This is a genomic window from Claveliimonas bilis, assembly GCF_030296775.1.
Taxonomy (GTDB): domain Bacteria; phylum Bacillota; class Clostridia; order Lachnospirales; family Lachnospiraceae; genus Claveliimonas; species Claveliimonas bilis.
Map to the genome: position 1 here is coordinate 1,537,060 of NZ_AP027742.1, position 17,620 is coordinate 1,554,679.

25 protein-coding genes are annotated in these 17,620 nt (G+C 43.6%); 19 read left to right on the plus strand and 6 right to left on the minus strand.

Annotation, left to right across the window (positions count from 1 at the left end; genetic code table 11):
* Window positions 1-47 precede the first annotated feature (47 nt).
* Entirely contained in the window at window positions 48-527 is a 480-nt protein-coding gene (locus R2J37_RS07465) for an S-ribosylhomocysteine lyase (protein WP_230106393.1), read from the minus strand.
* 128 nt (window positions 528-655) lie between these two features.
* Between R2J37_RS07465 and R2J37_RS07470 the strand changes: the two genes are divergently transcribed.
* Genes R2J37_RS07470 through R2J37_RS07480 form a run of 3 tightly spaced genes read left to right on the plus strand, consistent with a single transcriptional unit; the run spans window position 656 to window position 2,850 of the window.
* Window positions 656-1,291 carry a histidine phosphatase family protein gene (locus R2J37_RS07470; protein WP_230106392.1) on the plus strand — a complete coding sequence of 212 codons (636 nt, stop codon included), beginning with the start codon at window positions 656-658 and terminating at the stop codon, window positions 1,289-1,291.
* Between the two features lie 18 nt (window positions 1,292-1,309).
* The gene (gene trpS, locus R2J37_RS07475) at window positions 1,310-2,314 is read left to right on the plus strand and encodes a tryptophan--tRNA ligase (RefSeq protein ID WP_230106391.1); all 1,005 of its coding nucleotides are present in this window, start codon (window positions 1,310-1,312) and stop codon (window positions 2,312-2,314) included.
* A gap of 26 nt (window positions 2,315-2,340) precedes the next feature.
* Window positions 2,341-2,850, plus strand: a complete 510-nt coding sequence (locus tag R2J37_RS07480; RefSeq protein ID WP_316266936.1) for a hypothetical protein — start codon at window positions 2,341-2,343, stop codon at window positions 2,848-2,850.
* A 54-nt stretch (window positions 2,851-2,904) separates the two neighbouring features.
* On the opposite strand, the gene R2J37_RS07485 is transcribed toward R2J37_RS07480, so the two are convergent.
* Window positions 2,905-4,539: an ABC-F family ATP-binding cassette domain-containing protein gene (locus R2J37_RS07485; RefSeq protein WP_256193993.1), complete on the minus strand. Its 1,635-nt coding sequence runs from the start codon at window positions 4,537-4,539 to the stop codon at window positions 2,905-2,907.
* A gap of 183 nt (window positions 4,540-4,722) precedes the next feature.
* Between R2J37_RS07485 and R2J37_RS07490 the strand changes: the two genes are divergently transcribed.
* The 3 genes from R2J37_RS07490 to R2J37_RS07500 are packed head-to-tail and all read left to right on the plus strand — an operon-like array spanning window position 4,723 to window position 6,589.
* Window positions 4,723-5,580 (plus strand): patatin-like phospholipase family protein, encoded by an 858-nt coding sequence (locus R2J37_RS07490; RefSeq protein ID WP_316267011.1) that lies wholly within the window; start codon window positions 4,723-4,725, stop codon window positions 5,578-5,580.
* Window positions 5,581-5,597: 17 nt separating this feature from the next.
* Window positions 5,598-6,002, plus strand: coding sequence for a secondary thiamine-phosphate synthase enzyme YjbQ (locus R2J37_RS07495; protein WP_230106388.1), 405 nt, complete (start codon window positions 5,598-5,600; stop codon window positions 6,000-6,002).
* A 26-nt stretch (window positions 6,003-6,028) separates the two neighbouring features.
* Window positions 6,029-6,589 (plus strand): HD domain-containing protein, encoded by a 561-nt coding sequence (locus R2J37_RS07500; RefSeq protein ID WP_316266940.1) that lies wholly within the window; start codon window positions 6,029-6,031, stop codon window positions 6,587-6,589.
* Here the strand turns inward: R2J37_RS07500 and truA are convergent, their stop codons facing one another.
* Window positions 6,590-7,324, minus strand: a complete 735-nt coding sequence (gene truA, locus R2J37_RS07505) for a tRNA pseudouridine(38-40) synthase TruA (RefSeq protein WP_230106386.1) — start codon at window positions 7,322-7,324, stop codon at window positions 6,590-6,592. It abuts the gene before it with no gap.
* Window positions 7,325-7,441: 117 nt separating this feature from the next.
* Between truA and R2J37_RS07510 the strand changes: the two genes are divergently transcribed.
* Window positions 7,442-7,915 carry an acyl-CoA thioesterase gene (locus R2J37_RS07510; protein ID WP_230106385.1) on the plus strand — a complete coding sequence of 158 codons (474 nt, stop codon included), beginning with the start codon at window positions 7,442-7,444 and terminating at the stop codon, window positions 7,913-7,915.
* A 19-nt stretch (window positions 7,916-7,934) separates the two neighbouring features.
* Here the strand turns inward: R2J37_RS07510 and R2J37_RS07515 are convergent, their stop codons facing one another.
* From R2J37_RS07515 to R2J37_RS07525, 3 genes are all read right to left on the minus strand, one after another.
* Complete coding sequence (locus R2J37_RS07515; RefSeq protein WP_230106384.1) at window positions 7,935-8,219, minus strand: hypothetical protein; 285 nt, start codon at window positions 8,217-8,219, stop codon at window positions 7,935-7,937.
* On the minus strand, window positions 8,176-8,670 hold the full coding sequence (locus R2J37_RS07520) for a hypothetical protein (protein WP_316266942.1): 495 nt from the start codon (window positions 8,668-8,670) through the stop codon (window positions 8,176-8,178). Before R2J37_RS07520 ends, R2J37_RS07515 begins: the two co-directional genes overlap by 44 nt.
* A gap of 125 nt (window positions 8,671-8,795) precedes the next feature.
* Window positions 8,796-9,032, minus strand: a complete 237-nt coding sequence (locus R2J37_RS07525; protein ID WP_230106382.1) for a chorion class high-cysteine HCB protein 13 — start codon at window positions 9,030-9,032, stop codon at window positions 8,796-8,798.
* 535 nt (window positions 9,033-9,567) lie between these two features.
* Here R2J37_RS07525 and ylxM point away from each other — a divergent pair.
* The 12 genes from ylxM to R2J37_RS07585 all read left to right on the plus strand — a co-directional run bounded on the left by ylxM (window position 9,568) and on the right by R2J37_RS07585 (window position 17,615).
* Complete coding sequence (gene ylxM, locus R2J37_RS07530; protein WP_230106381.1) at window positions 9,568-9,912, plus strand: YlxM family DNA-binding protein; 345 nt, start codon at window positions 9,568-9,570, stop codon at window positions 9,910-9,912.
* A gap of 23 nt (window positions 9,913-9,935) precedes the next feature.
* The gene (ffh, locus tag R2J37_RS07535) at window positions 9,936-11,294 is read left to right on the plus strand and encodes a signal recognition particle protein (RefSeq protein ID WP_230106380.1); all 1,359 of its coding nucleotides are present in this window, start codon (window positions 9,936-9,938) and stop codon (window positions 11,292-11,294) included.
* A 64-nt stretch (window positions 11,295-11,358) separates the two neighbouring features.
* Window positions 11,359-11,604: a 30S ribosomal protein S16 gene (rpsP, locus tag R2J37_RS07540; protein ID WP_230106379.1), complete on the plus strand. Its 246-nt coding sequence runs from the start codon at window positions 11,359-11,361 to the stop codon at window positions 11,602-11,604.
* 20 nt (window positions 11,605-11,624) lie between these two features.
* The gene (locus R2J37_RS07545; protein WP_033125422.1) at window positions 11,625-11,855 is read left to right on the plus strand and encodes a KH domain-containing protein; all 231 of its coding nucleotides are present in this window, start codon (window positions 11,625-11,627) and stop codon (window positions 11,853-11,855) included.
* A gap of 151 nt (window positions 11,856-12,006) precedes the next feature.
* Window positions 12,007-12,519, plus strand: a complete 513-nt coding sequence (rimM, locus tag R2J37_RS07550; protein ID WP_316266945.1) for a ribosome maturation factor RimM — start codon at window positions 12,007-12,009, stop codon at window positions 12,517-12,519.
* On the plus strand, window positions 12,519-13,286 hold the full coding sequence (gene trmD / locus R2J37_RS07555; RefSeq protein ID WP_316267013.1) for a tRNA (guanosine(37)-N1)-methyltransferase TrmD: 768 nt from the start codon (window positions 12,519-12,521) through the stop codon (window positions 13,284-13,286). Before rimM ends, trmD begins: the two co-directional genes overlap by 1 nt.
* Before the next feature lie 305 nt (window positions 13,287-13,591).
* On the plus strand, window positions 13,592-14,095 hold the full coding sequence (locus tag R2J37_RS07560) for a transcription termination/antitermination NusG family protein (protein WP_316266947.1): 504 nt from the start codon (window positions 13,592-13,594) through the stop codon (window positions 14,093-14,095).
* A gap of 60 nt (window positions 14,096-14,155) precedes the next feature.
* Complete coding sequence (locus R2J37_RS07565) at window positions 14,156-14,695, plus strand: transcription termination/antitermination NusG family protein (RefSeq protein WP_316266949.1); 540 nt, start codon at window positions 14,156-14,158, stop codon at window positions 14,693-14,695.
* Between the two features lie 37 nt (window positions 14,696-14,732).
* Window positions 14,733-14,876 carry a hypothetical protein gene (locus R2J37_RS07570; protein WP_316266951.1) on the plus strand — a complete coding sequence of 48 codons (144 nt, stop codon included), beginning with the start codon at window positions 14,733-14,735 and terminating at the stop codon, window positions 14,874-14,876.
* Between the two features lie 63 nt (window positions 14,877-14,939).
* Entirely contained in the window at window positions 14,940-15,593 is a 654-nt protein-coding gene (locus R2J37_RS07575; protein ID WP_316266953.1) for a sugar transferase, read from the plus strand.
* 33 nt (window positions 15,594-15,626) lie between these two features.
* Window positions 15,627-16,565 carry an aldo/keto reductase gene (locus R2J37_RS07580; protein WP_316266955.1) on the plus strand — a complete coding sequence of 313 codons (939 nt, stop codon included), beginning with the start codon at window positions 15,627-15,629 and terminating at the stop codon, window positions 16,563-16,565.
* A gap of 36 nt (window positions 16,566-16,601) precedes the next feature.
* Window positions 16,602-17,615 (plus strand): transketolase, encoded by a 1,014-nt coding sequence (locus tag R2J37_RS07585; protein ID WP_316266957.1) that lies wholly within the window; start codon window positions 16,602-16,604, stop codon window positions 17,613-17,615.
* Window positions 17,616-17,620 lie beyond the last annotated feature (5 nt).

Here is a 17,620-nt window from a genome sequence, read left to right on the forward strand (position 1 = left end):
TTCCGTAAATGGAACTCTTTTGCAAAACATGGACGTTTTTCAATGAATTATTCAGGATATACGAGTCTGTCATCGGATATATTTTCCAGGACTTCCATACGGTATTTCCGGGCAAGATATCTGGCCATCGGAAGATTCATATCCAGATAGTTCCCGCAGTCTTTTGGGGAAGCACCGGGAACCTCACCTTCAAAATCAGCAATAAAATCAAAAAGCGCCTGTATAAGAGGGATGATATCCCTGGATTCATAATCGCCTGCCAGCAGCAGATAAAAACCGGTGCGGCAGCCCATAGGACCGAAATAAAGGACTTTGTCAGCGTATGTTTCGTCATTTCTAAGGAAGGTGGCGCCTAAGTGTTCGATGGTATGTACCTCGGCAGTATTCATGACCGGCTCTTCATTAGGGCTTGTCATACGAAGGTCAAAGGTGGTGACAGTACAGTCGCCGGCTTTGTCTTTTCGGGACACATATACGCCGGGCTGCAGTTTCCAGTGGTCTATGGTAAAACTGGTAATTTTTTTCATTTTTGTCTCATCCTTTCTCAAACATATTCCTTTTTCAGTGTAACACTTTTTCCCTGAAATTTCTATGAAAAGAACCATTCAGTGTGGTATACTGGTACTGGACTTGCAGAAAGGATGGGCGATGAATCATGAAATTATATCTTGTACGCCACGGCGAGACAGATTGGAACAGGGCGAGAAAAATACAGGGGCAGGTAGACATTCCCCTCAACGAGTTCGGAATACATCTTGCAGAGGAGACAGGGAAGGGACTGAAAGATATCCCCTTTGATCTTTGTTTCACGAGTCCTCTTGGCCGGGCAAAGCAGACAGCTGAAATTATTCTGAAGGGCCGGGACGTTCCGGTGATAGAGGAACCGCTGATCATGGAGATGGCTTTTGGCGTGTATGAGGGCAAATGCTGTTCCAGTGAAGGATGGGAGCTTCCGGAAAGTTTCCACCGCTTTTTTGACGGACCGGAGGAGTATGAAGCTCCGGAAGGCGGGGAGGATTTTAAACAGGTAAAGGAAAGAGTGGGAAAGTTCCTGGAAAGGATCGGGTCAGACGACACATTAAAAGACAGCACGATCCTCATTACAACCCATGGAGCTGCATTGGCAGGTATGCTTAATTATATAAAAAAAGAACCCCTTTCGAAATACTGGGGGCAGGGAGTACATAAGAACTGTGCAGTGACGGAAGTAGAGGAAAGGAACGGCAGTTTCCATATTTTGGCGGAAAATACCGTATATTATAAAGACAAGGTTGAACCTTGGAAAAAGTAGCAGACGGAGGGTAAAAAGATGATTAACGATAAAAAAGTGTTGTTCAGCGGTATGCAGGCAACAGGGAATCTTACTTTGGGAAATTATCTGGGAGCACTGAAGAACTGGGTGACATTAAGTGATGAATATGAGTGTTTTTACAGTGTTGTGGATATGCATTCTATTACAGTAAGGCAGGATCCGGCGGTGCTTCGCAAAAGAGCAAGGGCATTGTTGATCCTGTATATTGCAGCAGGTCTGGATCCAAAGAAAAACTGCATTTACTATCAATCCCATGTTTCCGGGCATGCAGAGCTTGCATGGATTCTCAATTGTTTCACTTATATGGGCGAACTGAACCGGATGACCCAGTTCAAGGATAAAGCGGCGAAGCATGCAGATAACATTAATGCGGGACTTTTCACTTATCCTGTGCTGATGGCGGCAGATATTCTCCTGTATCAGGCGGATGTGGTTCCGGTCGGAGTGGATCAGATGCAGCATCTGGAGCTGACAAGAGACATTGCGGAGCGTTTTAATAATATTTACGGGGACGTATTTACGATCCCGGAGGCATATATCGGAAAAGTGGGCGCTAAGATCATGAGCCTTCAGGATCCTTCTAAGAAAATGTCCAAATCAGACGAAAACCCCAATGCCAGCATTTATCTGATGGATGATCCGGATACTATTATGAGAAAGTGCAAGAGAGCTGTGACAGATTCTGAAGCCCAGATCCTTTACCGTGATGAGCAGCCGGGGATCAAGAATCTGATCAATATCTACAGTGCATGTACCGGAAAGACTCCGGAGGAAGTAGTAAAGGAATTTGACGGAAAAGGATATGGCGAATTTAAGCCGGCAGTGGGAGAAGCAGTCGTATCCGTGTTAAAGCCTCTTCAGGAGGAAGCGGCACGTCTGGAAAAAGATAAGGCATATATTGACGGTATTATAAAAGAAAATGCGGAAAAAGCAGGTTATTTTGCAAATAAGACACTTAGAAAAGTGCAGAAGAAAGTAGGATTCCCGGAAAGGATCCGCTAAAATTCCGGAAAGGCAGAGAAAAAGAGATGGCAATACAGACAGCGGGAGAGCAGAAGTATTATGATCTGATTGAAGAAAAAGCAAAAAAGATGCGCACAGCAATGATCATCTGGATCAGCTTTCTTGCGCTTGCCTTGATCTCTGTATTTTCTAATATCCTGTTGGGAGCAGTGTTTGGAGCGCTGGGCGTTTTTCTGGCAGTAAGAAACCGAAAAGAACAGAAAGAAATGGACAAAGAGCTGGAAAGAGCCGGGGATAAAACAGAGTTCTTTAATCAGCTGATTGCGCCGGATGCACTGGAAGTTCCCGACTTTCAGCTGATAGTGACAAGGGATTACATTGTGCAGTGCACAAGAGAGAAGCTTTATATCCGGCCGCGAAGTGAGATCAGGAGCAAGGATATTGCCACAGAGAAAGGGACGAAGGTTCTGATCCTTACAGATCAGAATGGGATCAGACACGAAGCGGCCAGAGCGAAGAAAAAGGATGCAGCAGCATTTGACAAAATCTGTCGGGCGCTGCAAGCAGAAGAATAAAAAATCAAGCCCATTTCCAAGGGGCTTGATTTTTTGTCATTAATTTAGGAAAATTTAATCCTCATCGTCGCTTTGTACCGTATAAGTCTGGCGTTTTCTTGCCATCTCGTCACTTTCCAGATATTCGTCATAAGTGGTGATCTTATCGATCAGTTTTCCGCCCGGCACAATTTCCATGATGCGGTTTGCGGTCGTCTGTACGATCTGATGGTCGCGGGAGGAGAAAAGCAGGACGCCCGGAAATTTCATCATCCCGTTGTTGAGGGCGGTGATGGATTCCATGTCCAGATGGTTGGTAGGCTCATCCAGAATCAGGACATTTGCTCCGGAGATCATCATCCTGGAAAGCATGCAGCGGACTTTTTCACCTCCGGAAAGAACATTTACCCGTTTTACTCCGTCATCGCCGGAGAAAAGCATACGGCCAAGGAATCCCCGGACATAAGTAACATCCTTTTCTTCCGAATACTGCATCAGCCATTCTACGATGGTGTAATCGTTATCAAACTCAGAACCAAAATCCAGAGGGAAATAAGCCTGTGACGTTGTAACGCCCCACTTGTAAGTACCTTCATCCGGTTCCATCTCCCCGGTCAGTATCTGGAAGAGAGTGGATTTGGCAAGCTCATTTCCGCCTACAAATGCCACTTTGTCTTCTCGGTTCAGCGTGAAGGAAATGTTGTCCAGAATCTTTTCCCCGTCAATGGTTTTGCTAAGGCCCTCTACAGTGAGAACTTCATTTCCGATTTCACGGTTGGGGCGGAAATCGATATAAGGGTAGCGGCGGCTGGAAGGCTGAATGTCATCCAGCTGGATTTTCTCCAGGGCCCGTTTTCTGGAAGTAGCCTGCTTGGATTTGGAAGCATTGGCGCTGAAACGGGAAATAAATTCCTGCAGTTCCTTAATCTTTTCTTCTTTTTTCTTATTGGCTTCTTTCATCTGGCGGATCAGAAGCTGGCTGGATTCATACCAGAAATCATAGTTTCCGGCGTAAAGTTTAATTTTGCCGTAGTCAATATCGGCAATCTGTGTACAGACCTTGTTCAGGAAATAACGGTCGTGGGAGACAACAATCACTGTATTGTCGAAATTAATCAGAAATTCCTCCAGCCACGCGATAGCATCCAGATCCAGATGGTTGGTAGGCTCGTCCAGAAGGAGGATATCCGGGTTACCGAAAAGAGCCTGGGCAAGGAGAACCTTTACCTTTTCCGGTCCGTTTAAGTCCTTCATAAGTTTGTAATGCATTTCTGTGTCAATGCCAAGTCCGTTCAGTAAAGAAGCGGCGTCAGATTCTGCCTCCCAGCCGTTCATTGTGGCAAATTCCGCTTCCAGCTCACTGGCACGGATGCCGTCTTCGTCAGTGAAGTCCTCTTTGGCATAAATGACTTCTTTTTCTTTCATGATTTCGTATAGCCGGGCATTTCCCATAATGACTGTATCCAGAACGGGAAATTCATCGTATTTAAAATGATCCTGCTGAAGAAAGGAAAGCCGCTCTCCCGGAGTGATGATCACCTCGCCTTTGGTAGGTTCCAGCTGCCCGGAAAGGATCTTCAGGAAAGTAGATTTTCCGGCTCCGTTGGCGCCGATCAGACCGTAGCAGTTTCCTTCGGTAAATTTAATGTTTACATCTTCAAACAATGCTTTTTTGCCGACACGCAGCGTTACATTACTTGTACTGATCATAAATATCCGTCTCCTTAATATTATCCTTAATAATTAGGTTTCAATCCCATGAATGGGGATGTGCGCATATCTCGATGCGATACAAAGCATATCTTAGCAAAAAATACCGGAAATAGCAAGAAAATAAGGTTCCCATTCAGGAGAAATCCGTTTATAATGAGAAAGGAAAGTGAGGAGATGAATATGGAAAAGGCAACAATGGTGCTGGAGGGCGGAGCCACCAGAGGCGTATTTACATCCGGAGCTTTGGACTACCTGATGGAGAGGGATTTTTATACCTCCCATGTGATAGGGGTATCCGCCGGAAGCTGCAATGGCGTGGACTATGTTTCCAGACAACCGGGACGTACAAAAGACTGTATGATACATAAGGAAAAAGAATATAGCTACTATTATGGATTTGCAAAATTTATAAAAGAAAAAAGCCTTCTTGATATGGATATGGTATTTGAACGTTATCCAAAAGAAATCTTCCCCTTTGACTTTGATACTTATTTTGCATCGGAGATGGAGTGTGAGATCGTAACGACCAATTGTATTACAGGAGAGGCAGAATATATGACTGAAAGAAAAGATGAGGACAGGCTGATGAAGCTTTGCAGAGCGTCCAGCAGTATGCCGCTGATCAGTCCTATTGTCAATGTTGACGGCGTTCCTTATCTGGACGGCGGTCTTGCTGATTCTATTCCGATCCGCCGGGCAATGGAGATCGGAAATGAGAAGATCATAGTGATCCTTACGAGGAATCCGGGATACCGCAAGAAAATGCCTTCAAAAGCGGCAGTAAAAGTATACCGCCGGGCATACCGGAACTACCCGAAGCTGGTAAAGAGCATCGTCCGGCGCAATGTTGTCTACAACAGGACAATGGAGATGCTGGAACGCCTGGAGGAGGAAGGAAAGATCTTTGTCCTTCGTCCGCTGATCCCTACTGTATCACGGCTGGAGAAGGACTATGATGTACTGATGCATTTTTATGAACATGGATACCGTCTGATGAAGAGAGAATATGACGCACTTCAGAAATATATGGAACAATAAATATGGGAGGAAAGAACATGTATTTATATAAACATCATATTGCCACAAGAGGCGCACAGCAGATGTCAAAAGTAACGGATATGGTGCGGGAAGATATTGAAAAGAGCGGGGTAAAGGACGGCATTGTGGTTGTATTTTCCCCTCATACAACGGCGGGTTTTACGATCAATGAAAATGCCGATCCGGATGTGGTGCATGATATGCTGAAAGGATTTGAAAAGGCATTTCCTACAAACGCAGATTTTTACCGCCATGCAGAGGGCAATTCCCATGCACATATGAAGACGACGCTGGTAGGCCCGTCACAGACTCTGATCTTAAGCGGCGGAGATCTTCTCCTTGGAATCTGGCAGGATCTGTATTTCTGCGATTTTGACGGGCCAAGGAACCGTACGTTTTATGTGAAGATCCTGGAGGGATAGTCGGCAGGAAAAGGAGTGCAAACGAGATGGAAGAAGAGACATTGCTTCAGTTTCTTGATTTGGCAGAGAAACTGAAATGTCATACAAGACATTCCTGGACATCCAGCGGAAGGCAGGAGAGTGTGGCGGAACATGTGTACCGCCTTCTGGTTTTTGCCTGGCTTGTAAGAGAGGAATTTCCGGACTATGATATGAACCGTGTTATGGAACTGGCACTGTTTCACGATATGGGAGAGGCTCTGACAGGAGATATTCCGGCTTTTGAAAAGGACAAAGAGGACGAAAAAAAGGAAGAACAGGCTCAGGAGAAGATTGCAGGGATGCTCCCGGAGCCATACCGGGAGAGACTTGCAGACATCTTCCGGGAAGTAGAAAAGAAGGAAACGAAAGAATCCCGGCTTCTTGCGGCATTGGACAAGCTGGAAGCTCTGATCCAGCACAACGAGGCGGATTTATCTACCTGGCTGCCGCTGGAGTATGATCTTCAGCTTACTTATGGACAGGAGCAGACAAAGTCAATTCCTTATATGAAAAAACTCCGCAAAAGAGTCTATGAGGATTCTGTAAAGAAGATGGAGGAAGCATAGTTAATAGCGGACCTCCTGCAGGTAAAGTCCCTTTGCATCGCAGGGAAGGCTTGCGGACTGCCGTCCGGCAAAAATTTCTTCGATATCTTCCTTTTTTCGCGTGCCGAGACCGATTTCAAGAAGTGTGCCAATGATCATTCTTGCCATGTTGTGAAGGAAGTCGTCAGCGTGAATGGTAATCTGCATTTCTTCCCCATCATCATAGACTTCAATTTTATAGATTTCCCGTTCTGTAGACTTAGTCTGTTTTACGGTAGAAAAGCTCTTAAAATCGTGACGGCCGGTCAAAAGGAGAGCAGCCTGCTGCATCGCTTTTTTGTCCGGCGAACGGAAACAGTGGAATGTATATTTGCGGTCAAAAACACTTGGCACATCGTTGATGGTCATACGGTATACATAGATTTTTGATCTGGCGTTGAGCTGTGAATGAAAGCGCTCGGGAACATCTTCCACCTGGATGACCGCAATATCCATAGGAAGATAGCGGTTCAGATAATGCTGGATTTCGTAATCCTTCATTTCGGTATTTGTTTTGAAATTGGCAATCTGCGCGTAAGCGTGGACGCCTGTCTCCGTTCTGCAGCCGCAGAAAAGTTCCACCGTTTCGCCTGTCATTTTCTGTATTACTTCAATGATCTTATTAGAGATCGTATTTGTAGATTCATTTTTGCCAAGGCGTGTCCAACCCTGATATCTGCTTCCATCATATTCGATTGTAAGTTTTATATTACGCATAACGTCACCCTCCGGATTCCGGTAATTATTTTGAAAAATCAGTTTTAGTATAGCAGATTTTCTGGTATACTGTCCAGTGACTGGAAAGTATAAAAATCAGAATGGAGAATAGAAACTATGGCAGAAAGCAGAAAGGTATCAGAATCATTGACGGAGACTGTGCACATGGTAAGGCCCAATCATTTAAATGCAGCAGGGCGTCTCTTCGGAGGCATTCTGATGCAGTGGATGGACGAAATTGCGGGACTTGTGGCAAAGCGTCATACAAGAAAAAATGTAATCACTGCATCTGTGGATAATCTGCGGTTCTTAAGGGGCGCTTACCAAAGAGATGTAGTTGTGATCACAGGAAAGGTTACTTATGTGGGAAATACATCCATGGAGGTGAAAGTGGATTCCTGTGTGGAACATTTAAATGGGGAAAGGACACTGATCAACCGTGCCTATTTTACCATGGTGGCGCTGGATGAGAACGATCACCCCACACCTGTTCCGAAACTGATCCTCGAGACAGAGGAAGAAGAACAGGAATGGGAAAGCGGAGCCAAAAGAAGGGTGATGCGCAAAATGAGAAAAGAAGAGGGATTTTAAAATAGGGTCTTTAAAGGCCCTATTTTTTTCTCCGCATCTGTGTCATAACAAGATTTACCATAGTGTCAATCTGATTCTTTTCTTCATCCGAACGTCCCTCTTTCAGAATTTCCAGAATCAGTGATGTTTCTTCCGGGGTAAACTGGATGCCTCGTTTCCCGGCGGAAGTGATCAAAGCCATCATAACTGCCGCAAGAGAATTTCCGGATTTCCCTGCGGTCTGCTGTGCAGCGGTTTTGATGAGTTCCAGTTTGACGGGATCAATATCTTTCATCGCCGGGTGGTTCAGCCATTCCTGGGTCATTTTCATCATCTCCTTCCTGATCTTCGTTCGAGTGATCTTCACTTTCCGATGTATTCTGGAATGCATTCATCATCTGTATGACGCCGGAAAGGTCGCCCATATCTGCACCGGAAAAATCAGGCATATCCATATCTTTCATCATATCCATCATACTCATGGCAGACAGCAGCATATCGATAGTTTCGGCGTCCTTTCCAAGATAAGGTCTTACATCTTCCAGAATTTCCGTGACAGAAGCAGAAGATTTAGAGAAAGTATCCCTCTGGGAAACAGAGCCGAAGAGGCCGAAATACTCTGCAGTTTTTTTGAGTTCCAGAAATTTAATATAGAAGGCCAGCATCCGCTGGATGCCAGGCGGGGTATACGGAAGCATCAGCTTCATCATCTGCAGCTGAGTAGAACTGGTAAGTATGTCAAAAGGAGTCATGGGTAGAGGAGGATGTTTTTCCATATGACCCACCTTTGCGTGGCGTTGTAACTATGTATATGAAGAAAGAAAGACGGATATGCAGCAAGAAAGAGCGTCATTTACTAAATGCAGGAGGGAACAGCCGCAGCTGTCCCCTCTCTAACAGATTAGCAGCATCCGTTTCCGCCAAAGCCGCCGCAGCAGCACAGGAGAAGGATGATCCACAGGCAGCTGTCGTTTCCGCATCCGCAGCCAAAGTCGCCGCTTCTTCCAAAACCATTGCCGCCGCAGCAGCACAGAAGAAGAATGATCCAGATACAGCTGTTTCCTCCAAATGTATTTCCACATCCGCAGCCTCCGCCGGAACGTACTCCTGAATCGCATCCGCATGATAAATCGCTCATAAGATAGCCTCCAACATATTTTGTTTACAGTACATCATATGCCCGGGAGAAAAAAGTGTGAAAGAGAAAATAAAAAAGATAGTAGTATTTGATTGATAGAATCTGTGAACTATGATATATTATGTCTACGAAAGCCATAGAGCAAAGGCGGCTGCCCTCTCTAATCAGGAGGGGATGTCCCTCCGGACGAAAGAAAGGAGGGCGATGCCAATGTATGTTACATATGCTGATCTGATTCAGCTTTTAATATTCATTGTTGGTTTAGTGGGATTGTGTTATACAATTTTCAAAGAAAAACGAAAATAGCCGCCAAACTATTCGCACTAGTTGACGGCTGTTGTATATAACAGTTAGTTTGATGTGAGGGTAGCCGTTTCTATGGCTTTCCCTTTTTCTATATTTAATATAACATATCAGACAATATGAAGCAAGGATTATATATTTTTTCTGCCGGATTCAGACTAATATTAATCTGTCAAGAAAAAATGCTTGACACCACAAGAGAATTATTATATGATGACACAGGTGATAAAAAATGAATGAAATACTAGAACAGGCGCTGCTGTATGATTTTTACGGTGAGCTGCTAACCAGTCACCAAAAAGAGATATATGAACAGTTTATTCTTGAGGATCTGTCCCTGGGGGAGATTGCTTCCGATGCAGGGATCAGCCGTCAGGGAGTTCATGACCTGGTTAAGCGGTGCAGCAAGACACTGCAGGGGTATGAAGAAAAGCTGCATCTGGTAGAAAAGTTTCTTTCTATAAAAGAAAAGATAGAGAGAATGGATCATATTCTGGAGCAGCATACAGAGAAAGAAAATCAGGAACTGGTATCCAGTATCCGGACGATCGCAAGAGAGATCATAGAGGAATTGTAGTATTAATATAGAGGAGTTAAAGAATGGCTTTTGACAGTTTGACAGAAAAACTTCAGAACGTATTCCGCAATTTGCGGAGCAAAGGCCGGCTGACAGAGGATGATGTCAAGGAGGCAATGAAGGAGATCAAAAGAGCGCTTCTTGCCGCTGACGTAAACTTTAAAGTCGTAAAGAATTTTATAAAAAATGTCCAGGAGCGAGCCATCGGGCAGGATGTGATGAACGGTCTGAATCCCGGCCAGATGGTGATAAAGATTGTAAATGAGGAACTGATTTCTCTGATGGGTTCCGAAACAACCGAGATCAAGCTTCAGCCCGGAAGCGCCATTACTGTTATTATGATGGCTGGTCTCCAGGGTGCAGGTAAGACAACAACTACCGCAAAACTGGCGGGAAAATATAAATTAAAGGGGAAGAAACCTCTTCTTGTAGCATGTGACGTGTACAGACCGGCTGCTATCAAACAGCTGCAGGTCAATGGAGAAAAGCAGGGTGTGGAAGTCTTTTCCATGGGAGAAAATCACAAGCCTTCCAATATCGCCAAAGCAGCTCTGGAGCATGCGCAGAAAAATGGCAATAACCTGGTGATCCTTGATACGGCAGGACGGCTTCATATTGATGAGGACATGATGGCAGAGCTTCAGGAAATCAAGGAAGCGGTAGAAGTACATCAGACGATTCTTGTTATTGACGCCATGACCGGACAGGATGCGGTTAATGTAGCAGAAGAATTTAATCAGAAAATTGGAATAGATGGTGTGATCGTTACAAAACTGGACGGTGACACAAGAGGCGGTGCGGCGCTGTCTGTTAAGGCGGTGACCGGGAAACCGATTCTCTATGTAGGTATGGGAGAGAAGCTTTCTGACCTGGAACAGTTTTATCCGGACAGAATGGCATCCCGTATCCTGGGAATGGGGGATGTGCTTACCCTCATCGAAAAGGCGGAGGCAGAAATCGACGAAGAAAAGGCAAAAGAAATGTCCCGCAAGATGAAAAAAGCACAGTTTGACTTTGATGATTTCCTGGAAAGCACCAAACAGATGAAAAATATGGGCGGTCTTTCCGGTATTCTAAGCATGCTGCCCGGCATGGGTCCCATGGGAGGTCTCGGGAAAAAAGGCATGCAGTTGGATGACAGTCAGACAGAAGAAGCAGAAAAGAAAATGGCGCGGATGGAAGCAATGATCTATTCTATGACTCCCCAGGAGCGCCGCGATCCGGATCTTCTGAATCCTTCCAGAAAGCACCGTATAGCCAGAGGCGCCGGTGTGGACATCAGTGAAGTGAACCGTATGGTAAAACAGTTCAATGAGATGAAAAAGATGATGAAGATGATGGGAAAAGGTGGTAAAAAGGGAAAATTCAGATTACCTTTTTAACCAGCACATATGCGGGTATCCGCAGTGTGCCAGATAGATAATAAAAAATGTGGAGGTGAAAAAAATGGCAGTAAAAATCAGATTAAAAAGAATGGGACAGAAAAAAGCTCCTTTCTATAGAATCGTTGTAGCTGATTCCAGATCCCCAAGAGATGGAAAGTTCATCGAGGAGATCGGAACATATGATCCGAACCAGGATCCTAGCGTGTTCAATGTAAATGAAGAAGCAGCAAAGAAATGGCTGAACAACGGTGCGCAGCCTACAGAAGTAGTAGGAAAGATTTTCAAGGCAGCAGGCATTGAAAAATAAGACCGGGAGGTGTGCGTATCATGAAGGAATTAGTAGAAGTCATCGTTAAAGCACTGGTAGATGACCCGGAAAGTGTTGTTGTGACAGAGAAAGAGGAAGGCCGTACAACAGTAGTTGAAGTGAAGGTGGCAGATTCCGATATGGGAAAAGTCATTGGAAAACAGGGCCGAATTGCAAAAGCAATCCGCGCTGTCGTAAAAGCAGCAGCATCGAAAGAAGATAAGAAAGTGGTAGTTGATATCGCTGGCTAGAAAGAAAAGCGCGTTTGGGGAAGCGAAGGGTCCAAAAAGACCATTTCCCGGACACGCTTTTATTCTTCTAAAGAAGAATTTTGGTTTCTGCAAAGAAGTTTTATTTGACGAATAAAAATATGTAAAAAGAGCAAAAGCAAGGAGAAAAACTATGGAAAAACAGCTTCGGGTAGGCGTTATTTCTTCCACCCATGGGATAAGGGGCGAAGTAAAGGTATTTCCTACAACAGATGATGTGAAGCGTTTCAAAAAACTGAAGAAAGTTTATCTGGATACAGGAAAAGAACAGATTCCCCTGGAGATAGAACAGGTCAGATTTTTTAAACAGTTTGCTATCTTAAAATTCAAGGGAATTGATAATATAAATGACATTGAGAAATATAAAGGGAAGGACATTCTGGTTGACAGAGAAAATGGAACTCCTCTTGGGAAGGATGAGTACTATATTGCTGATATGATCGGAATGGATGTATATACAGACAATCTGGAGGAACATTTCGGCAAATTGAAAGATGTTATGGCTACAGGCGCCAATGATGTCTATGTCATTGATTCCGACAAACATGGAGAGGTGCTTGTACCGGCGATCCGGCAGTGTATCCTGGGTATTGACGTAGAAGAAAGAAAGATGACCATTCATCTGATGGAGGGACTGTTATCATGATGCATTTTCATATTATGACACTGTTTCCGGAAATGGTGATGGCGGGACTTGGGACGAGCATAACCGGACGGGCCATCGACAGGGGACTTTTGTCTATTGATGCAGTCAACATCCGGGATTATGCGTTCAACAAGCATAACAGTGTGGATGACTACCCTTACGGCGGAGGAGCGGGGATGCTGATGCAGGCGGAACCGGTGTATTTAACTTATGAGGCAATCCGGGAGAAAATAAACAGCCGGGAAGGGAAAGAAATATCAAAAGCGCCTCGGGTGATCTACCTGTCTCCCCAGGGAAAAACATTTTCACAGGAAATGGCAGAAGAACTTGCAAAAGAGGAAGACTTGATCCTTCTGTGCGGCCACTATGAAGGGATTGACGAAAGGGTACTGGAAGAGATCGTGACAGACTATGTTTCCATCGGCGATTATGTACTTACCGGAGGAGAACTTCCGGCTATGGTAATGGTGGACACCATTTCCAGGCTGGTTCCGGGTGTTCTGCACAATGATGTCTCTGCAGAGTTTGAAAGCTTTCAGGATCATCTTCTGGAATATCCCCAGTATTCCAGACCGGAAATCTGGCATGACAAGCAGGTGCCGCCTGTCCTTTTATCAGGTCATCATGCCAATGTGGAAAAGTGGAGAAGAGAGCAGTCCGTGATCCGCACGGCAAAGAACCGACCGGATCTTCTTAAGAAAGCCCAGCTTACGGAAGCGGAGAGGAAGATGCTGGAAGAGAAGGGGCTGTTGGATGATACAATTTAGATAACAAAAATCGCAGAGTAAACTACTCTGCGAAAATCATTTCATAATTTGTTTTGGAAAATAAAAATTCTCTGGAAGAATCCAGAGAATAATCAGATATTATTTTGAATAAATATGAGATTAGTTGTTATAGAAAAAAATTAAGATTAGTTTTATTAGCATAAAATGAATCAAGAAATGGCTAAAATTATCGTAAAATGTACTTATTTAGTATTTTTTCTTGAACAGCTATACTTTATGATGTATAATAACTAAAGTTTCGCAGAGTAGTTTACTCTACGAAAATCAAACAGGGAAGTGATGATATGTGGTACGCCTTAAAATGTCATCCCGGAAAAGAGCAGGAAATTCTGGAATCCTGCCGTCAGGAAATTGACAGCAGGATTCTTTGTGACGCCTTCCTTTTCACTTACGATCAAATGAAACGTTACGAAGGAAGCTGGCATGTGGAGAAAAAGCAAATGTTTCCGCAGTACGTTTTCCTGGAAACCCAAGATGGCAGGGCGCTATTGGAACATTTTAAGTTTTCATCTGCATTCCCAGCGGCGGAAATCAAAGAAAATTTGAAAGAGATTTCTTCTGAAGAAGAAAGATTTTTGCAGAACCTTTACAGTACAGGACATCACCTTCCTATGTCGGAAGGATATATCCAGGATGGAGAAACCCACGTGACATGCGGTCCGCTGGTGGGATGGGAAAGGCAGATCAAAAAGATTAACCGTCATAAACGTCTGGCAAAGCTTGCATTTCCAGGAGACAACTTTGTGACCATGATACCGGCAGGGTTGGAAATCAAAAGCAAGTCCTAGAATAGAAATCCGAAAACAAAATGTTTGTAAAGTGGAGATTTCGGCAGGAGTGAAGAAGCAGTGGGAAAATGGTATGTGATGCGCACTGTTCCCGGAAAAGAACAGGAAGCGGGAGCGCTGATGGAAAGGACCATAGATAAAAGCCTGTGGAGTCAGTGGAGAGTTTTGAAAAAACAGAAGCTGTTCCGTGCCAAAGGGAAGCTGTTCTTAAGTATGGAGACGATGTTCCCAGGCTACATTTTTGTCAAAAGCAGTCTGCCAAAAGAGCTGGAGGAGGAACTAAACAAATCCAGGGAGTATCCGAAGCTGATCGGAAATGAACCAATAGAAACCGTACCGGTGGAGGAGCAGGACTTGAGATTTCTCCAGGCTGTATGTGGAAAAGAATTGGAAAAGCCTATGAGCCTTTCCAGAGTAGAGGCAGACGAGGAAGGAAAGCTGATCCATGTAGATGGAATCCTGAAGAAGTATGAGGGACAGATCATAAGGCAGCGCTTAAGGAAACGGTATGTGCTGGCAGAAGTAGAGCTGTTCCAGAGGAAAGAGAATGTACTGTTCGGGGTTTACTTGCCGGAGGATGAGATCTGGCAGGAAAGATGAGTGATAGAAGCAGTAATCACAGAGGAGTAAAAATGTAATGGACAAGGAAACGTATTTGGCAGATCCGAGATTTAAGGGAATCGAGCCATTTAAAAATAAAGTGTGGCTTTCTTCTCCCACAATGCACGGGGACGAGCAGCGTTGGGTAGATGAAGCAATCTTGCTTACAAATCAATTATGAAGAGTAATTGAAGCTGTATTTTGAAATGATTCGAAAAGATAGAGGGAATTTGGTGGTAAGTTAATGAAAGCATATGACAGTATTTATAACAGATATATTAAGAGGATTATAGATCTTATTCTTGCTGTGCCCTTCCTTATTGTTGCGATTCCACTTTACCTTGTGATTGGTATTGCGATTATAGCAGAAGATGGTAGACCGATGTTCTATCGTCCGTTGCGTGGAGGGTATAGAAATAAACCTTTTCGAATTTTCAAGTTCCGTACCATGGTTAAGAATGCGGACAAAATCGGTGGGGGAACGACAGCAATGCACGATCCGCGTATTACGAAAGTCGGAGTTTTTCTTCGAAAGACAAAACTGGATGAGACAGCAAATCTTATTAATATCATACTTGGAACAATGTCTTTTATCGGCCCCCGTCCTGAATTACTTCAATATACGGAGAAATATAAGGAAGACGAAAAAGAAATACTTGAAGTTCGCCCTGGAGTAACAGATTTTAGTTCCATTGAGTTTATAAATCTGGATGAGATTGTGGGGGCAAGCAATGCAGATGAAATGTACGAGAAATATGTTTTAAAGGAAAAGAATGCTTTGCGAGTAAAGTATGCGGAATCAGTAAGCTTCAAAACAGATGTAGAGATTTTCTTTAAAACCATTTGGAAGGTACTACAGAAAACATTCAGATTTGTTTTCCGGAAAGAACATAGATAGTTTAGGGACTGCATTTGTAAAGGAGTGGAAAGCATGGAGTATATAACATTAAAAAATTCGGATTTAAAAGTTTCAAGGCTGTGCATGGGAGGATGCCCCATGGGAAAATATGGATGGGGAGATGTACAAGAGAATGAATTGATTGATGCAGTCCATGCCGCGTTGGATAGAGGAATTACAATGTTTGATACTGCTGATACATACGGCCTTGGGCAGAGTGAACGAATACTGGCAAAAGCTCTTGGTAAAAGGAGAAAGGATGTTGTAATCGCAGACAAATTTGGTGTAAGAGTGGGATCCAATGGAACAGTTTATGATAACAGCCCACAGTATATAAGAGAGGCTTTAGATAATTCATTACAACGACTTGAAACTGATTATATTGACCTTTATCAAGTTCATTACAGAGATAATTTTACGCCTTTATCAACGGTGATTGATACACTAGAGGAATTAAAGAATGCTGGAAAGATTCGATATTATGGTTTATCAAATATTCATGAGAAAGACTATGATGAAATAAAACCATATATTGGACGGATTGTCAGCGTTCAAGATGAATATAGTTTAGCATGTCGTAAAAACGAGATGGATTTATTGAGATTAAGCGAAGAGTTCAGGATTACTCCATTAACATGGGGAAGTCTGGGGCAAGGTATATTGACCGGAAAATATACAAAAGATAATGTGACTTTCGGTGCAGATGATCGTAGAAGTAGAGATATTTACGTTAATTTCCATGGAGATAAGTTAATTAAAAATCTTGAAATCGTAGAAGTAATGAAGGAGATTGCAGTAAGGTACAATAAGCCTGTTTCGGCTGTCGCGATTCGGTATATTCTCGATTTTATACCAAAGTCAGTAGTACTTGTAGGTGCAAAACGTCCAAGCCAGATTATTGGCAATATTGAAGGTACTGATTGGAAACTGGCAGAAGATGATATTAGAAAATTAGATGAGATTTCTAAATAGAGTTGAAATATGAATAGTTTGAGTGAGGAGATAATTATGACAAGTCAATGGACAAGCGAACAGTTAGCTTGGAAAATACGTCGGCACGGTGTGGAAATGACACATCTCTCGGGAGGTAGTCATATAGGAGCAATCATGTCAGTTGCTGACATCGTTGCAGTTTTGTACACAGATATTATGAAGTACCGATCAGAAGAACCTGATTGGAAAGATAGAGATCGTTTCATTCTCAGCAAAGGACATGCTGGAGCAGCTATCTATGCGGCACTTGCAGAAGAGGGGTTCTTCCCGGTAGAAGAACTAAAGACTCATTATCAGAATGGAAGCAGATTATCTGGGCATGTTTCGCATCATTTGCCAGGTGTAGATTTTTCCACAGGGTCATTGGGACATGGATTATCAGCGGCTGTTGGAATGGCATATGCTTCGAAAAAAAATAAGGATAACAGGCATAAAGTCTATGTAGTCCTTGGGGATGGGGAGTGTGATGAAGGGGCTGTATGGGAGGCGGCGTTATTTGCTAATCACTTTAGGCTTAATAATCTGGTAGCGATTATAGACCACAATCATATGCAGAGCCTAGATTTTCAGGAGAATACCTTGGAGATTGAGGATTTCGGATCTAAATGGAGAGCTTTTGGTTGGAACGTTGTTGAGATAGATGGAAATAATCATGACGAGTTAAAGGAGGCTTTTTCTGTGGCTGATAAGTATAGTGCAGAGGAGTCTCATAAACCAACTGTAATTATTGCAAATACAATCAAGGGTTATGGTGTTTCCTTTATGCAGAATGATATTCTGTGGCATTATAGATTTCCTCATGAGGGCTGGGAGTATGATTGTGCTGTAAATGAGTTGCATAAGGTTAAGCCGAATGGTGTGGACGATCCATATACACCAGAAGGAATTTTGAATCCTGCGTTACCAAAGGAGGATGATGATATCTATAATGACCATACATTCTCTTTTACATGGGTGACAAATTATCCAGAGAAGATGAGGAGAGTAGAAGCTCCCACAGGGAGCGGAGAAAGAGAGCATAGAATCTAAGGAGA

Bases quoted from the DNA above. Each gene is read 5' to 3' on its own strand.
- R2J37_RS07465 (WP_230106393.1), bottom strand. From the start codon at position 527: ATGAAAAAAATTACCAGTTTTACCATAGACCACTGGAAACTGCAGCCC.
- R2J37_RS07470 (WP_230106392.1), top strand. From the start codon at position 656: ATGAAATTATATCTTGTACGCCACGGCGAGACAGATTGGAACAGGGCG.
- trpS (WP_230106391.1), top strand. From the start codon at position 1,310: ATGATTAACGATAAAAAAGTGTTGTTCAGCGGTATGCAGGCAACAGGG.
- R2J37_RS07480 (WP_316266936.1), top strand. From the start codon at position 2,341: ATGGCAATACAGACAGCGGGAGAGCAGAAGTATTATGATCTGATTGAA.
- R2J37_RS07485 (WP_256193993.1), bottom strand. From the start codon at position 4,539: ATGATCAGTACAAGTAATGTAACGCTGCGTGTCGGCAAAAAAGCATTG.
- R2J37_RS07490 (WP_316267011.1), top strand. From the start codon at position 4,723: ATGGAAAAGGCAACAATGGTGCTGGAGGGCGGAGCCACCAGAGGCGTA.
- R2J37_RS07495 (WP_230106388.1), top strand. From the start codon at position 5,598: ATGTATTTATATAAACATCATATTGCCACAAGAGGCGCACAGCAGATG.
- R2J37_RS07500 (WP_316266940.1), top strand. From the start codon at position 6,029: ATGGAAGAAGAGACATTGCTTCAGTTTCTTGATTTGGCAGAGAAACTG.
- truA (WP_230106386.1), bottom strand. From the start codon at position 7,324: ATGCGTAATATAAAACTTACAATCGAATATGATGGAAGCAGATATCAG.
- R2J37_RS07510 (WP_230106385.1), top strand. From the start codon at position 7,442: ATGGCAGAAAGCAGAAAGGTATCAGAATCATTGACGGAGACTGTGCAC.
- R2J37_RS07515 (WP_230106384.1), bottom strand. From the start codon at position 8,219: ATGACCCAGGAATGGCTGAACCACCCGGCGATGAAAGATATTGATCCC.
- R2J37_RS07520 (WP_316266942.1), bottom strand. From the start codon at position 8,670: ATGGAAAAACATCCTCCTCTACCCATGACTCCTTTTGACATACTTACC.
- R2J37_RS07525 (WP_230106382.1), bottom strand. From the start codon at position 9,032: ATGAGCGATTTATCATGCGGATGCGATTCAGGAGTACGTTCCGGCGGA.
- ylxM (WP_230106381.1), top strand. From the start codon at position 9,568: ATGAATGAAATACTAGAACAGGCGCTGCTGTATGATTTTTACGGTGAG.
- ffh (WP_230106380.1), top strand. From the start codon at position 9,936: ATGGCTTTTGACAGTTTGACAGAAAAACTTCAGAACGTATTCCGCAAT.
- rpsP (WP_230106379.1), top strand. From the start codon at position 11,359: ATGGCAGTAAAAATCAGATTAAAAAGAATGGGACAGAAAAAAGCTCCT.
- R2J37_RS07545 (WP_033125422.1), top strand. From the start codon at position 11,625: ATGAAGGAATTAGTAGAAGTCATCGTTAAAGCACTGGTAGATGACCCG.
- rimM (WP_316266945.1), top strand. From the start codon at position 12,007: ATGGAAAAACAGCTTCGGGTAGGCGTTATTTCTTCCACCCATGGGATA.
- trmD (WP_316267013.1), top strand. From the start codon at position 12,519: ATGCATTTTCATATTATGACACTGTTTCCGGAAATGGTGATGGCGGGA.
- R2J37_RS07560 (WP_316266947.1), top strand. From the start codon at position 13,592: ATGTGGTACGCCTTAAAATGTCATCCCGGAAAAGAGCAGGAAATTCTG.
- R2J37_RS07570 (WP_316266951.1), top strand. From the start codon at position 14,733: ATGGACAAGGAAACGTATTTGGCAGATCCGAGATTTAAGGGAATCGAG.
- R2J37_RS07575 (WP_316266953.1), top strand. From the start codon at position 14,940: ATGAAAGCATATGACAGTATTTATAACAGATATATTAAGAGGATTATA.
- R2J37_RS07580 (WP_316266955.1), top strand. From the start codon at position 15,627: ATGGAGTATATAACATTAAAAAATTCGGATTTAAAAGTTTCAAGGCTG.
- R2J37_RS07585 (WP_316266957.1), top strand. From the start codon at position 16,602: ATGACAAGTCAATGGACAAGCGAACAGTTAGCTTGGAAAATACGTCGG.